Origin of the sequence: Myroides injenensis M09-0166 (assembly GCF_000246945.1) — a bacterium.
Classification (GTDB): domain Bacteria; phylum Bacteroidota; class Bacteroidia; order Flavobacteriales; family Flavobacteriaceae; genus Flavobacterium; species Flavobacterium injenense.
In genome coordinates this window covers 1-15,540 of the sequence record NZ_BAEX01000084.1, presented here as the reverse complement: position 1 = coordinate 15,540, position 15,540 = coordinate 1, and the positions used below count along the sequence as shown (strand labels likewise).

General features: G+C 31.8%; 14 protein-coding genes. 12 read left to right on the top strand and 2 right to left on the bottom strand.

Features of this window, described 5'->3' with window-relative positions:
• Positions 1-50: 50 nt before the first annotated feature.
• Entirely contained in the window at positions 51-1,316 is a 1,266-nt protein-coding gene (locus RH98_RS12460; protein ID WP_010255335.1) for an acetyl-CoA hydrolase/transferase family protein, read from the bottom strand.
• 167 nt (positions 1,317-1,483) lie between these two features.
• Here RH98_RS12460 and map point away from each other — a divergent pair, with 167 nt between their 5' ends.
• The 8 genes from map to RH98_RS12420 all read left to right on the top strand — a co-directional run bounded on the left by map (position 1,484) and on the right by RH98_RS12420 (position 11,131).
• Positions 1,484-2,302 (top strand): type I methionyl aminopeptidase, encoded by an 819-nt coding sequence (gene map / locus RH98_RS12455; protein WP_010255332.1) that lies wholly within the window; start codon positions 1,484-1,486, stop codon positions 2,300-2,302.
• Positions 2,303-2,318: 16 nt separating this feature from the next.
• Positions 2,319-3,092: a class I SAM-dependent methyltransferase gene (locus RH98_RS12450; protein ID WP_010255329.1), complete on the top strand. Its 774-nt coding sequence runs from the start codon at positions 2,319-2,321 to the stop codon at positions 3,090-3,092.
• Between the two features lie 99 nt (positions 3,093-3,191).
• A complete protein-coding gene (hxpB, locus tag RH98_RS12445) occupies positions 3,192-3,863 on the top strand; it encodes a hexitol phosphatase HxpB (RefSeq protein ID WP_010255327.1) in 672 nt (223 codons plus the stop codon).
• Positions 3,864-3,938: 75 nt separating this feature from the next.
• Positions 3,939-5,189, top strand: coding sequence for a type IX secretion system plug protein (locus RH98_RS12440; RefSeq protein WP_010255325.1), 1,251 nt, complete (start codon positions 3,939-3,941; stop codon positions 5,187-5,189).
• A 124-nt stretch (positions 5,190-5,313) separates the two neighbouring features.
• Positions 5,314-5,700 (top strand): Co2+/Mg2+ efflux facilitator ApaG/CorD, encoded by a 387-nt coding sequence (gene apaG / locus RH98_RS12435; RefSeq protein WP_010255324.1) that lies wholly within the window; start codon positions 5,314-5,316, stop codon positions 5,698-5,700.
• 1,096 nt (positions 5,701-6,796) lie between these two features.
• The gene (gene pruA, locus RH98_RS12430) at positions 6,797-8,422 is read left to right on the top strand and encodes an L-glutamate gamma-semialdehyde dehydrogenase (RefSeq protein WP_010255322.1); all 1,626 of its coding nucleotides are present in this window, start codon (positions 6,797-6,799) and stop codon (positions 8,420-8,422) included.
• 242 nt (positions 8,423-8,664) lie between these two features.
• Positions 8,665-10,254 carry a trimethylamine transporter TmaT gene (tmaT, locus tag RH98_RS12425; protein ID WP_010255319.1) on the top strand — a complete coding sequence of 530 codons (1,590 nt, stop codon included), beginning with the start codon at positions 8,665-8,667 and terminating at the stop codon, positions 10,252-10,254.
• 7 nt (positions 10,255-10,261) lie between these two features.
• A complete protein-coding gene (locus RH98_RS12420; RefSeq protein WP_010255317.1) occupies positions 10,262-11,131 on the top strand; it encodes a universal stress protein in 870 nt (289 codons plus the stop codon).
• Between the two features lie 39 nt (positions 11,132-11,170).
• Here the strand turns inward: RH98_RS12420 and rsmG are convergent, their stop codons facing one another.
• A complete protein-coding gene (rsmG, locus tag RH98_RS12415) occupies positions 11,171-11,800 on the bottom strand; it encodes a 16S rRNA (guanine(527)-N(7))-methyltransferase RsmG (protein WP_010255314.1) in 630 nt (209 codons plus the stop codon).
• Positions 11,801-11,921: 121 nt separating this feature from the next.
• Between rsmG and RH98_RS12410 the strand changes: the two genes are divergently transcribed.
• The 4 genes from RH98_RS12410 to RH98_RS12395 all read left to right on the top strand — a co-directional run bounded on the left by RH98_RS12410 (position 11,922) and on the right by RH98_RS12395 (position 15,499).
• Positions 11,922-13,115: a pyridoxal phosphate-dependent aminotransferase gene (locus tag RH98_RS12410; RefSeq protein WP_010255312.1), complete on the top strand. Its 1,194-nt coding sequence runs from the start codon at positions 11,922-11,924 to the stop codon at positions 13,113-13,115.
• Positions 13,116-13,219: 104 nt separating this feature from the next.
• Positions 13,220-13,798 carry a Crp/Fnr family transcriptional regulator gene (locus RH98_RS12405; protein WP_026038892.1) on the top strand — a complete coding sequence of 193 codons (579 nt, stop codon included), beginning with the start codon at positions 13,220-13,222 and terminating at the stop codon, positions 13,796-13,798.
• Positions 13,799-14,217: 419 nt separating this feature from the next.
• Complete coding sequence (locus tag RH98_RS12400) at positions 14,218-14,949, top strand: pirin family protein (RefSeq protein WP_010255308.1); 732 nt, start codon at positions 14,218-14,220, stop codon at positions 14,947-14,949.
• Positions 14,950-14,971: 22 nt separating this feature from the next.
• The gene (locus RH98_RS12395; RefSeq protein WP_010255307.1) at positions 14,972-15,499 is read left to right on the top strand and encodes a YceI family protein; all 528 of its coding nucleotides are present in this window, start codon (positions 14,972-14,974) and stop codon (positions 15,497-15,499) included.
• Positions 15,500-15,540 lie beyond the last annotated feature (41 nt).

Below are 15,540 nucleotides of genomic sequence, written 5' to 3'. Positions count from 1 at the left end.
GAGAGAGAAGTAATATTACTTCTCTCTCATTTTTTTTTTAAACACATAAATTATCTTGTTGTGTTATAATAATCGCGTATTATTTCTTCTCTAAAACTTGGATGTGCAATTTCAGATAATGCTTTAACTCTTTGATCAATAGACTTACCTCTTAAATCTGCTACACCATATTCCGTCACAATATATTGAGCATGAGCTCTAGAAGTAACTACTCCTGCCCCATTCTTTAAAAAAGGTACAATCTTATTAGCTCCTTTAGCTGTGGTAGAAGACATTGCAATAATAGCTTTACCACCTTTACTCATAGCTGCTCCTCTCATAAAATCTACTTGACCACCAACACCAGAATACATTCTAGATCCAATAGAATCAGCACAAATTTGACCTGTAACGTCAATCTCTATAGCAGAATTAATTGCCACTACGCTTGGATTTTGACAAATTACAGTTGGATTATTTGTATGCGAACATTCTCTTACTTCAAAAAACGGGTTATTATTTAAATAATTATAAATACGTTCTGTCCCTACAAAAAAAGTAGACATTGCTTTTCGATTAGTAGTTACTTGTCGTGAGCAATCAATAGCACCAGATTCTATCAAATCAATTACTCCGTCAGCACACATTTCAGTATGTAACCCCAAATATTTATGATTATTTAGCTTTCGCAAAACAGCTTCAGGTATTGATCCAATTCCCATTTGTAATGTACTACCATCTTCAATCATATTTGCAATAATATCTCCTATTCTATCTTCAGCATCGTTAATTTCAGAACTATACTGTGTAAGTAATGGAGTGTTATGCTCCACCATAGCATCTATCTTAGAAATATGAATAGATGCATCACCAAAAGTGCGTGGCATATAACTATTCACTTGAGCAATTACTAATTTTGCAGCACTAATTGCTGCAGGTGTTGCTTCTACAGAAGTTCCTAAAGAGCAATAACCATGTTCGTCTGGCGGGGATACTTGAATTAACACAACATCTAATGGCACTAAACCACTTCGGAATAGCATAGGAAGCTCACTTAAAAATACTGGTGTATAAGAGCCATTACCATTCTTTATCGTATGTCTTACGTTACCACCAATAAAAAAAGAATTCACTTTAAAACTCTCTTTATAAATTGGATCCGCATATGGAGCTCCGCCAAGAGTGTGAATATGGCAAAACTCTACATTTCTTAACTCTGGTGCGCGTTCTACAATTGCATCTATTATATGATTTGGCGTACACGCTACAGCATGTAAATAAATACGATCATTAGATTTAATCAATTTTGCTGCTTCTTTGGCAGAAAGATATCCCATTATATTTTCAATATGTAATTTTTAAAAAAATCTATTAATTACTACTAACTTGAAGTAAACAGCTAAAATAACTATTTTAACATTTATAAGTCAACCAAAAACACATAGTATTCATTTTTTTCATTGAATCTAATGACGTATTTTTGTCATACTTAAAAATTTAAAGTATGATCATTCCAAAAACTCTTGAAGAAATCGAGTTGATGAGACAAAGCGCACTTCTTGTTTCTAAAACATTAGGTATGCTTGCAACGGAACTAAAGCCTGGAGTAACGACTTTAGAATTAGATAAAAAAGCTGAAGAATTCATTAGAGATCATGGTGCTGTACCAGGTTTTAAAGGATTATACGGCTGCCCTTCTTCAATTTTAACTAGTGTAAACGAACAAATTGTTCATGGTTTACCAACAGATAAACCTATTGTTGAAGGAGATATCGTTTCAATAGATTGTGGTACTGTAATGAATGAATTCTATGGTGACCACGCTTATACATTTGAAGTAGGAGAAGTAGCTCCAGAGACAAAAAAACTTTTAGAAGCTACTAAAGAATCTCTATATGTAGGTATTCGTGAATTTCGTATAGGAAATCGTGTGGAAGATGTAGGTAGTGCAATTCAACGTTATTGTGAGGCAAAAGGCTACACCGTTGTTCGTGAATTAGTAGGTCATGGACTTGGTCGTAAAATGCATGAATCTCCTGAAATGCCAAACTATGGTAAACCTGGTAGAGGTAAGAAATTTGTTGAAGGACAAGTTGTAGCTATAGAACCTATGATTAACTTAGGTACAAGAAATATTAAACAATTAAATGACGGTTGGACAATAGTTACACGTGACGGAAAACCTTCTGCTCACTTTGAGCATGATGTAGCACTTGTAAATGGTAAACCAGAATTACTATCTACTTTCCAATATATCTACCAAGCATTAGGTATTCAAAGTAACGAAGAAGACGAATTTAGAGCTAATCCTTTAGTACTTTAATTCGTTATCTTTTTCAATGAAGAAACTATTTAAAACTATATTGAACATAGTACCTCGACCGATATTAATTCGGTTGAGTTACATTGTTCGTCCCATATTAGCATGGCATCTTAAAGGAAATACATTTACTGATCCTATAGATGGTAAAAGTTTTAAAACCTTTCTTCCATACGGTTATGCAAAACAAAGAAATAATGTGTTATCTCCTAGTACTCTTTCACTAGAAAGACACAGACTATTATGGCTATACTTAAAAAACGAGACTGATTTCTTTAGCACTCCCAAAAAAGTTTTGCATTTTGCTCCAGAACAAGCCTTCTACAAACGCTTCAGAAGACAAGAAAATCTAGATTACACAACTACTGACTTAGAATCTCCTCTAGCAGATGTAAAAGCAGATATTTGTAACCTTCCATTCAAGGATAATAGTTTTGACATCATTCTATGCAATCACGTACTGGAACATATTCCAGATGACACTAAAGCTATGAAGGAATTATATCGAATACTTAAACCTGGCGGTATGGGGATTTTCCAAATCCCGCAAGATTTAAGTAGAACTACTACCTTTCAAGATGACACGATAACTGATCCTAAAGAAAGAACACTTATTTTCGGTCAATATGATCATGTTCGCGTATATGGTCGTGATTATTTTGACAAACTACGATCTATAGGCTTTAATGTCCTAGAAGAAAACTACACCAAAAAACTTTCAAAAGCAGAAATAGAGAAATATTGCCTAGCTGATGGTGAGATTATACCTATTTGCTTTAAACCCTTAGATTGATTAATCATTTCAACAATCTTATGAATTGGACAGATGTCTTTTTCAAAACTAAGTCTTTTAAGTATCTTCGCAATAATTTGAATTAACAATCAAAATTATATGAAAGTAATAGACACTGTTATATTTGACATGGATGGAGTCTTAATTGACTCTGAAGGTTTTTGGAGACAAGCGGAAAAAGAAACTCTTAACGCCCTCGGTGTAAAATGGGATGAAAAAACAGCAAATGAGCTCAAAGGTCAAACTATAACCGGTGTGATAGAGTTTTGGTATAATCGCACACCATGGGAAGGTAGCACCATTACACAAGTGGAAAATGCAATTACAAATAGAGTTTTAGAACTTATAGCAGAAAAAGGTGTTATTAATCCTGGAGTCAAAGACACTTTAGAATATCTACAGCAGAATAATTATAAGATTGGATTAGCAAGTAATTCATCAGCTCATATGATTAACACAGTTATTGAGTTATTAGGAATTAAATCTTATTTTCAAACGATTGTTTCTTCAGATTTTGTAAAAGAAGGGAAACCTGCGCCAGATGTATATTTATTAGCTGCCAAAAACTTAGAGAGTAATAGTGAAAATTGCTTAGTAATAGAAGATTCTTTTACTGGAGCGACAGCTGGGAAACGTGCAAATATGATTGTTATTGCAGTTCCTGAACACGATGAATTTAACTCTAACAAATTTGACTTTGTTGATTATAAATTAAAGAGTCTAGAACACTTTGTAGCTACATTAAACAAAATCCAACAAGTAAAAAATTAATGAATAATTTACATTTTATTTTTATTAAGAAAATTACTTTACTATCTTCATAATGTAATATTTAGACTTTTTATAATGTTCAAATCATATTTATTTTGTTTAATAAGTTTCTTTAGCCTATCCTTACTTTATGGACAAGCTCCACAAAATTCAACTGCAGACTATATTAAATCCGCTGCTTTTATGCAGAACAATCAGTCTCAATTTCCATTCTTTCCCTTAAGAGATGGATTTACATTTGAATTTGATGATCTATATGCTGATGAAACAATCTATTACTATCGAATTATTGCATATAATTATGATTGGACTCCTTCAAAATTAAAAGAGATAGAATATATACAAGGTCATAATAGACAACGTATTAGATCTTATGAAAATTCTTATAATACACTACAGAATTACGAACACTATAGACTAAGAATCCCTAATGAATTCTATAAGGTTACTAAAAGTGGGAATTATGTATTAGAAATTTATGATGAAAATGATGAAGTTGTAATCAGAAGAAAATTAGTGTTATATGAAAACATATTGAACGTTCCTATAAAAGTAAAACGTACGAGAAATCTTGAGTTCTATGACACAAAACAATCATTAGAATTCTCTATAAACCTAGGAGATTCAGATTTTCAAAACCCTACAAAAAACATTAAGGTAGGTATTTTCCAAAACGGTAGATGGGATTCTTTCTTAAACAATATAACACCTCAATATATTATAGGAAATGAGTTAGTATATAAATATGACTCTGAAACTCAGTTCTGGGGAGGGAATCAATACTTGAATTTTGATAATAGTGATATTCGACAAGTTAACAATATGATTGGTAGAACCGAAGTGACTAATGGTATCTATAATACTTATCTATTTACAAATGAAAATAGAAGAAATAAACTGTATACCTATTTTCCCGATTTGAATGGTCATTTCTACCCACGAAGCATAGGAGATAAAAATGCTTCTATCGAAGGAGAATATAGTTGGGTATACTTCTCTTTTAGTCCTAGTGAAGAAATGCCTGAAAATACAGAATATTATGTTACAGGAATGTTTAACGATTATGAGTTAACGCCTAATAATAAAATGACCTTTAATAAAGAAAAACAAGTCTTTGAAAAGGCTATCTTAACTAAACAAGGATTTACCAATTTCACCTATACCGCTGTAGTTAATAATAAAGTAGCTCCAGAATGGAACCCAGATGGCAATCAAGCATTAACCACTAATACATACCAAATCATAGTTTATTATAGAGCTAATACTGACATTTATGATAGAGCGATAGGATTTGGACATGCAGAAGCAAAGGAAATTACTTATTAAACAGATAACACTCAAATAGATAAGTGAATCACAGAGTTCTTTGCAACTTTAAGAATAACTAACTAAACGGTACTTTTAGAATAATATTTCCTAACTTTGACTGTTCATATCAATGTGAACAATCATGATTACTAAAATAACTAAAGGGGTAAAAGTTTCTGTTACTACCAAATACGAGGGCAGTTTTTATAAAAATAAAAAGGTCTGCTTTGCTTTTAGTTACCAAATAACCATAGAAAATACTACTGACGCCATTATCCAAATTGGTTCAAGATATTGGAAAATAGCAGATAGTCTTACAGATACTAAAATTGTAGAGGGGGATGGAATTGTGGGTGAGCAACCTATTCTATATCCTGAGGATTCGCATACCTACCAAAGTGGTTGCGTATTAGAATCTCCTATGGGAGCAATGTTAGGTAATTACACTGTAATTAACTTACTAGACAAAAAAAAATTCAAAGTATCTATTCCTTGTTTTCAGCTGATCGCCCCCTACTCTATGAACTAAAAATTCTTTCTTATTATAGTTGCATCCGATAGTTAATACTAAAAAAAGCTATAGACAAAAAATAGTCTTATGGGGACAGTAACTATATGAAACATCTTGCATTTAAGCCATAATCAAGTTTATTTTCCTAAAAACATTACTTATTTCATATTTGAATATTCTACAAATTCTGATTTCTTTAATCTCCAAATAAGAAGTAGTGCACAAAACTTATAAACGTATTTACTTATTAGGTAAATAATAACCTAAAATAACCCAAAACGGATACTTTTTGACATTTATATAATTTAAAAAAACACAAAAAAACCAGTAATAGCAAGGCTTAAGATATAATTAAGCTATTTTCATTGCAGTTTTGTTCGGGAACGGTTCGGAAATAGCTCGTGTAGGCATTGCAAAAACAGGGTTTTACCGAACAATACTGCAACCGTACCCGAACAACACTCGGATGAGAACCAAATGAAATTCAAAAAAAACGACAAAAAACTTGTAACAAGATTGACTTTTTTACAGTCAATTTGGAAGAAACACCAAACTTTGATTTGTTTACTTATATTGTAACATATCAGTTAGAACACTGATTAACAATACAAAATTACATTTTTTTCATTTACTAATACTATTTTGTTATGAGATAACGTAGTGAGTAAAATTAAAATTATTGGTTATTAGTAAAAAACACTAAAATATCTACTATGCTTTTAATCAAAAAATTACCATATAAATTACTTCTGATGCCATTATTCAAAAATGATTCAAGGTATTAAAAGATAATAAATAGATTGCGTACATGAAATTACAGAAAGAGATGAAACTATAGACAGGTAAGTAATTTTATATGCTAAGGCTACTCATACCAAGCAAAGCGAGCTGCATACAAAAATCTCCATTTGAAGCAATGTAAAATAATAGCCATGTTATCAACTTACTAGATAAAAAACACTCTAAGATATTTACATCTTGTTTTCAGCTAATTGTCCTCTATTCTATGAACTAAAAGTTAATTCTTATTATACTTTCGTAAAATAAAATCGTTTTTTTTTAATTATATTTGTAATTATTCAATTTTTAATAAACTGTTTAAATATAAAAAAATATGTCAAAAGGATTCTATAAAGTTCCTGTAGCAGTAAACGAGCCAGTAAAATCGTATGCTCCAGGGTCAACAGAAAGAGAATTGACTTTGAAGTCTTTCAAAGAACAATACAACGAACAAGTTGATATTCCATTATATATAGGTGGAGAAGAAATCAGAACAGGTAAAACAAAAGATTTATTCCCTCCGTTTGACCACCACCATAAATTAGGTGTTTATCATTTAGCAGATAAAGCTTTAGTAGAAAAAGCTATATCTAGTGCATTAGAAGCAAAAACTGCATGGGCAAAAATGCCATGGGAACAAAGAGCTTCTATTTTCTTAAAAGCTGCAGAATTACTAGCAGGACCTTTCCGTGCTAAGATTAATGCTGCTACAATGATAGCGCAAGCAAAAACATTACACCAAGCTGAAATTGATTCTGCTTGTGAATTTATTGACTTCTTAAGATTTAATGTTCAATATATGGCTGAAATCTATGCTGAACAACCAGCTTCTAGCGAAGGTGTTTGGAATAGATTAGAGCACAGACCTCTTGAGGGATTCGTATATGCTATCACACCATTTAACTTTACAGCTATTTCAGGTAATTTACCTTCTTCAGTTGCAATGATGGGTAACGTAGTAGTATGGAAACCAGCTGCAACTCAAATCTACTCTGCTAGAGTGATTGTTGAAGTATTCAAATTAGCTGGTCTTCCTGACGGTGTAATAAACGTTATTTACGGAGATTCTGCTATGATTACTGATACTGTTTTAGCAAGTCCTGACTTTGCAGGTATCCACTTCACAGGTTCAACAGGTGTATTCAACAGCATGTGGAATAAAATTGGTCAAAACATCAATAATTATAAAACATACCCAAGAATCGTAGGTGAAACAGGAGGAAAAGACTTCGTAATTGCTCACCCTTCAGCTAATGCAGAAGAAGTTGCAGTTGCATTAACAAGAGGTGCTTTTGAATACCAAGGACAAAAATGTTCTGCTGCATCAAGAGCTTATATTCCTGCTTCAATGTGGCCAAAAGTAAAAGAACTTATGGCTGCTGATTTGGCAACTATTAAAATGGGATCACCAGAAGATCCTTCTAACTTTGTTTCTTCTGTAATATCTGAAAGTTCATTTGATAAATTAGCTAAATATATTGATCAAGCTAAAGCTGATTCAGATGCAGAAGTAGTTTTAGGTGGTAACTACGATAAATCAAAAGGTTATTTTATTGAACCTACTGTAATCGTTACTACAAACCCTAATTATGAAACAATCAAAACAGAATTGTTTGGACCTATTCTAACTATTTATGTTTATGATGACAACAAATGGGCTGAAACATTAAAACTAGTTGATGAGACTTCAATCTATGCATTAACAGGTGCTGTATTCTCAGGATGCCGTTATGCAATTGTAGAAGCTACAGAAGCATTATCTAATGCTGCAGGAAACTTCTATATCAATGATAAACCAACTGGAGCTGTCGTAGGACAACAACCATTTGGTGGTGCTAGAGCATCAGGAACTAATGACAAAGCAGGTTCTGTATTGAACTTACTTCGTTGGGTTTCGCCGCGAACAATTAAAGAAACTTTTGTTCCAGCAACTGATTATAAATATCCTTTCTTAGGATAATATATACTAAGGCGGTTGCAATTAGTAACCGCCTTTTTTTATTTTAAAATTCACTCAATTCAGTGCTTTTTATTAGGATCGTTTTTAAGAATAAACACTAACATAGAAAACACTTATAGAACGTCTAAGTAAAAAATACACTCTTTATATTTTGCTTTAATCATTTTTTCAAAACACTGAAAGAAAGATCCTTTTTATTATTAAAGTACTGGGTTATAATTATTAATTAAATAGTATAACTCATGTTTAAAAAATTAATTACTAACAAACAATTAGTAATCAATCCTCCTGTATTTATTATAACAATCATTATGATTGTTGCATTACTTGCAGTTTGTCTAATTTTCCCTAACAATATTGGTGACTGGTTTGGCACTGCACAAACAGCGGTAACTTCAAATTTTGGTTGGTTTTTTATCTTAACCGTTAATATCATTTTAATCTTTGCTATATATCTTGCCTTCAGTAAATATGGTAAGATACGATTAGGAGGTGAAGATGCAGAGCCAGAATTCTCTAAACCTTCTTGGTTTGCAATGCTTTTTAGTACCGGAATGGGAATAGGTATAATGTTCTTTAGTATTGCAGAACCAGTTTCTCACTTCTACAATCCACCACGTAGCGTAGATAGCTCTATTGAAGCCGCTACCCAAGCGATGGATTTTACAAGTTTACACTGGGGTTTTCATGCTTGGGCAATATATGCTATGGTAGGTCTAGCATTAGCTTTTTTTGGATTTAATAGAAAATTACCACTGACATTCCGCTCTTTATTTTATCCATTTTGGGGAGAGAAAATACATGGATGGTGGGGACATTCTATTGATATTTTATCTGCATTAGCCACCGTATTTGGTTTATCCACTTCCTTAGGATTAGGAGTAACTCAAATTACAGCAGGACTACAATATTTATATGGCTGGGAAATTTCACCACTTATGCAAGCTGCTATAATAATTGGCGTAATTGGCGTAGCAACAATATCTGTTTTTTCGGGATTAGATAAAGGTGTTAAACTATTAAGTAATGCCAACTTATATATGGCATCAGGATTTATGCTGCTAATTCTAATATTGGGTCCAACCCTATTCATATTTAAAGGATATGTGCAAAATACTGGTTCATATATCTCTCATTTTGTTGATATCAGTACATGGAATGATGCCTATCAAGGATCTGGATGGCAAAACAAATGGACAATATTCTATTGGGCATGGTGGATTGCATGGTCTCCATTTGTAGGTTCATTTATAGCGCGTATTTCAAAAGGTCGTACTATTAAAGAATTTATTTTAGGAGTATTAATTGCACCTAGTTTAATTACTTTATTATGGATGAATGTATTTGGTGGAAGTGCACTAGATACAATTTTATCAGGTGACCTAACAATGGTAACTGCAGTGAAAGAAGATATTTCTACTGCTTTATTCGTTTTCTTAGAAGATTTTCCATTAACTAAATTTTTATCTATTGTAGCAATTATACTTATATTCTCTTTCTTTATTACCTCATCTGATTCGGGATCATTGGTAGTAGATAATATCACATCAGGAAGTAATGGTGATTCACCTGTATGGCAACGTGTATTCTGGTCTTTTGCACAAGGATTCATAGCAATTATACTTCTATGGGGAGGAGGGCTAGACGCCTTGCAAACCGCAGTAATTATCACGGGATTACCTTTTGCAGTAATCTTGGTCATTATGTGTTATAGTTTACAAAGGGGACTTCAGGAAGAACTCAATAAACACGATAAAAAACTTAAATCTAAACAAGAAAAAAGTTATAAGGATATCATTACAGAACTACTAGATGAACAACAAAATAACTAATTAGAAAATGACAACAGATAAATCATTAAATATATTAATAGGCTTAGATCTATCAGAAATGGATCAATATCTTATCAATTATATGGAAGTATTAAACCATATACTTAATATAGATAAAGTCACTTATGTACATAATCTTAAATTGGGTGAGTTACCTAAAGATTTATTACAGCCTGAACGACTAGAACTTATTAAAACTAAAATAACGAATAGAATTAAAAAACAAATAACAGAGTCTAATGCTACCTATGAATTTAATATTGTTATTTCAGTCGAAAATTATTCTGAAATTGCTTTTATTAACTTAACTAAGAAGCAAGAATTTGATCTATTAATTTTAGGAAACAAACAAGAACTGGAAGGCAATGGGGCTTTGGCGCATAAATTAATTAGAATTATACATGCTGCAACAATGTTGGTTCCTGAAACTTATCACACACCTATTACTACAATAATAGATGCTATTGATTTTTCAAAATACACCGCTCCTATTATGGCATGGGCTGACCGTTTCAAAAATAATGCAAAAGGTCAAAGAATTACACATTCGGCTGTTCACATTTCAAAATTCCTTTGGGGCCTTTATCCATCAATGAGTAACAAAGAATGGGAAAGAGTAACTAGAGAAGATATTCAAGAAAAACAACTGAAGTGGAATAAAAAATATGCTAATTATTCTGATATAGACGTAATATCTGCTGAAGATAAGAGTATCTCTTCTTCGTTAATCTTATATGCTAAAAAGAAAAAAGCAGACTTGATGATCCTTGGAGTAAAAGGTTCCACAGGTATAAAAGAAATATTTCTGGGAAGTGTAGCAAATCATATATTAAACAGACCTACGGATACCTGTTTATTATTTGTAAAAAGTAAGTAAAAAGAAAAAGAGTCTGATTCAGTGAATCAGACTCTTTTTTTATCCTCTATATTTTAAAGGCAAATAGACTACCTTTTTTGTTTCAAAAAACTCATTATCGAAAATATTACTTAAATCGAATTGTACAGCTTTAGGAAAATCTTGAAGCTCTTCTGTCAAATCTCCCCCTTTTAAATACAATATCCCATTTTCGAACTCATGCTTATTTTCTTTTTTTGTCTTATGTCTAATCCAACTAACAAAATCAGGCATATTTGTAACAGCTCTACTCACAATAAAATCGAACTTCTCTTCTACATTTTCAGCACGTTTTTGTTCCGCTACAATATTTTTTAGTTCTAATGCTTTTATTACTTCATTAACTACTTTTATCTTCTTAGCAATAACGTCTATTAAATAAAAATTAGTTTCAGGATACAATATCGCTAAAGGAATACCTGGAAAACCACCACCAGTACCAACGTCCATAATACTCGCCCCTGGTAAAAACTCCATCACTTTAGCTATACCTAATGAATGTAAGACATGTTTAGTATATAACTCTTGAATATCTTTACGCGAAATAACATTTATTTTTGCATTCCAATCTGTATAAACTTCTTCAAGTTTTTCAAATTGTGCAATCTGCTCAGGCGTAAGATTTGGAAAATATTTTAAGATTTCATCCATGTCATTAATTTTTGGCAAAAATACTCTTTTTATTGTTAATAAATACCCCACTCACTATCAATAATCTTCCAATAATAATTACCTTTGAAATATTGATGCATAAAAAAATTATATATAAGATATGAGTAGTCAATATTTATCAGATAGAATAAATAGTCTTTCGACTTCACAAACTTTAGCAATGGCTGCTAAAGCGAGAGAACTGAAAGCGCAAGGAGTTGACATAATTAGTTTAAGCCTTGGAGAACCTGACTTTAATACTCCAGAATTTATTAAAGAAGCTGCAATACAAGCAATAAAAGATAACTATAGTAAATATCCACCTGTAGATGGATATCAAGAATTAAAAGAAGCAATTAGCAGAAAATTCAAAAGAGATAATCATCTTGACTATTCGCCAAATCAAATTGTTGTTTCCACTGGAGCTAAGCAATCACTTTACAATGTAGCACAAGTAATGATAAATCCAGGAGATGAAGTAGTAATACCTGCTCCTTATTGGGTTAGTTATGCTGAAATTGTAAAAATGGCTGGTGGTATTCCTGTAGAAGTTCCAACAACTATTGAAAGTGATTTTAAGATTACTCCTGAACAATTAGAAGAAGCAATTACTCCTAAAACTAAAATGGTTTGGTTTTGTTCGCCTTGTAATCCTAGTGGATCAGTTTACAGTAAAGCTGAGTTTGAAGCGCTTGCAAAAGTTTTAGATAGACACCCTAACGTTTTTATCTTATCAGATGAAATTTACGAACATATCAATTTCACAGGTTCACATTGTAGTATTGGTACTATTGGTAATCTAATTGACAGAACTATTACTGTTAATGGTATCGCAAAAGCATTTGCAATGACAGGATATCGTATTGGTTATATCGGAGCTCCTGAATTTATAGCAAAAGCTTGTACCAAAATGCAAGGACAAGTAACCTCTGCGGCAAATAGTATTGCACAAAGAGCTACGATAACTGCAGTTGAAGCTGATCCTATTGTATTAAAAGATATGGTTGCTGCTTTTAAGAGTCGTAGAGACTTAGTTATTAAATTACTTAGCGAAATACCAGGAATAAGAATAAACATGCCAGAAGGGGCTTTTTATGCTTTTCCAGACGTATCATCGTTCTTTGGGAAAACACTTCACGGTGTTAAAATTAATAACGCAGATGACTTATCATTATACTTATTAGACAAAGCTCATGTTGCTACAGTTACTGGAGCTGCTTTTGGTAACCCAAATTGCATTCGTTTATCTTATGCAACAAGTGAAGATCAATTAAAAGAAGCTATCAAACGCATCAAAGATGCATTAACTGAATAAAATTCTACCTAATAATTAAGATAAGCCTCACATAAAGTGGGGCTTTTTTATTTACACAAACTAAAAAATTAATAACTTTATACCTCATCAAATAATTACCTATAGTGGACTTATTATTAAAAAGCATCAGTAAATACGTAATATTGACCAAAGAGGAAGAAAAAATACTTCTTGACTCTTTTACAATAACTAGATATCCTGCTAAAACTAAACTCTTATCTCAAGGTCAAGTGTGCATCAACTCGATGTTTGTCTTATCAGGGATCATTAGAAATTATTGTACAGATGACCAACTTACAGAACATACAATGAGCTTTGCTACTACTGGTTGGTGGATTGCAGACATGTATAGTTTCCTTTCTCAAAAACCAGGAAATTCAAATATAGACGTTGTAGAAGATGCTATAGTAATGACATTAAGTAGAGCACATCAACTAGCATTATTTGATAGAATTCCAAAAATAGAGCGCTACTTTAGAATCTTAATAGAACGATCATTAGTAGCAAATCAGCAAAGATTAATGGATAATATGACGCTTACAGCAGAGGAAAGATATGAAAAGTTTTGTGAGCGATTCCCTGCTATAAAATACAATATACCTCAGAAACAAATAGCTTCCTATTTAGGGATCACCCCAGAATTCTTTAGTAAAATGAAGAAGAAACTATTAACTGGTAAGTAACTCCAGGTAGCTATAATTTGTATTTTAATAGTCATAAAAGTTCAACCTACTTACTTTAAAATAAAACTCTAGTAATAATCTATTTACTATTTAAAAGATTGTTTTTTTACAAGGTTTTAAAATTGTTATTATATATCCATTACTTTACTATAACAAGCAGTACTTCTACTAAAGCAGTCACAATTAATTATTAAATGCCTTACTATAAATTTATACTTTATAGTTTTATCTGTCACTATTTTTATTACTCTTCTACTAAATAAAACTTATTAGGATTTCTCTCTTAAATCAAAGTAATCTTTTATTTATGTATTTCTACTATTGCAGAATTCTTTTTATATTCTCACTAAATTCTTAATCTACATTAAGCAACTAATTATCAAGCTCATTGTAACTTTGTAATACAAAATCAAAGAGTTATGAAAAATAGTATAATATATAAAGCAGATAGTAGAGGCTACGCTAATCACGGTTGGTTAAAATCTCACCACACATTTAGTTTTGCAAATTATAGAAATGACGAAAGAGTACACTTTGGAGTATTAAGAGTACTAAATGATGACAACGTTGCACCAGGAATGGGATTTGGCACTCACCCACATGATAATATGGAAATTATCTCTATTCCTTTATCAGGTAGTTTGTCTCACCAAGATAGCATGGGAAATGGAACTGTAATTAACGAGGGCGAAATCCAAGTTATGAGTGCCGGAACTGGGATTAGACATAGTGAGTTTAATCCTGATGAAAATCATCCCTCACAATTTCTACAAATATGGTTATTTCCAAACAAACTAAATGTTGAACCACGCTACGATCAGAAAAAACTAAATAAAGAGGACAGAATTAATAAATGGGATCAAATACTTTCACCTAATGTTGAAGATAAGGGTGTTTGGATTCATCAAAATGCTTGGTTTTCTTTAACTGATTTAACTTTAGGTACAGATATTGATTATGTATTAAATGATAAAGCAAATGGAATCTTCTTATTTGTATTAGAAGGTAAAATTGAAATTAATGGAGAAATATTAGGTAGACGAGATGCAATTGGAATTTGGGATATCGAAAAAATTCAAATAAAAGCATTAGATAGTAGTTCTTTACTCTTAATGGAAATTCCCATGGAACTCCCAGCATATTTACAATAATTACTAAAAACACAAATTTATTATGGAAACAAGAAACTGGAAAATCGACACAACACATTCATACATTGGTTTTAAAATCAAACATATGATGTTTACAAATCTTAAAGGAAACTTTGAAGATTACAATGCAACCATTACTTTTCCTGAAGGAGAGTTTGAAAAAGCTAGTATTCAATTTGAAGCGCAAGTAGCTTCAATTAACACAAAGAATATAGATCGTGACAATCACCTAAAAAGTGCAGATTTCTTTGATGCAGAGCAATTTCCTTTAGTTACGTTTCAATCAACAGACATTGAGAAAAAAACAGATTCTCTATATATTGTAAAAGGGGATTTAACGATGCATGGTGTGACGAATAGCATCACATTAGAAGCAGAATATAGTGGAGAATTAAAAGACCCTTGGAACAATACTAAAATTGCTCTAACACTTACAGGAAACATCAAACGTAAAGACTGGGGATTAAATTGGAACTCGACTTTAGAAACAGGTGGAGTATTGGTCAGTGATGAAGTAAAATTTGAAATTGAAACACAGTTTTCTTTATAATACACAAGTTATAAAACAAAAAAGGTAACTATACTACGTGT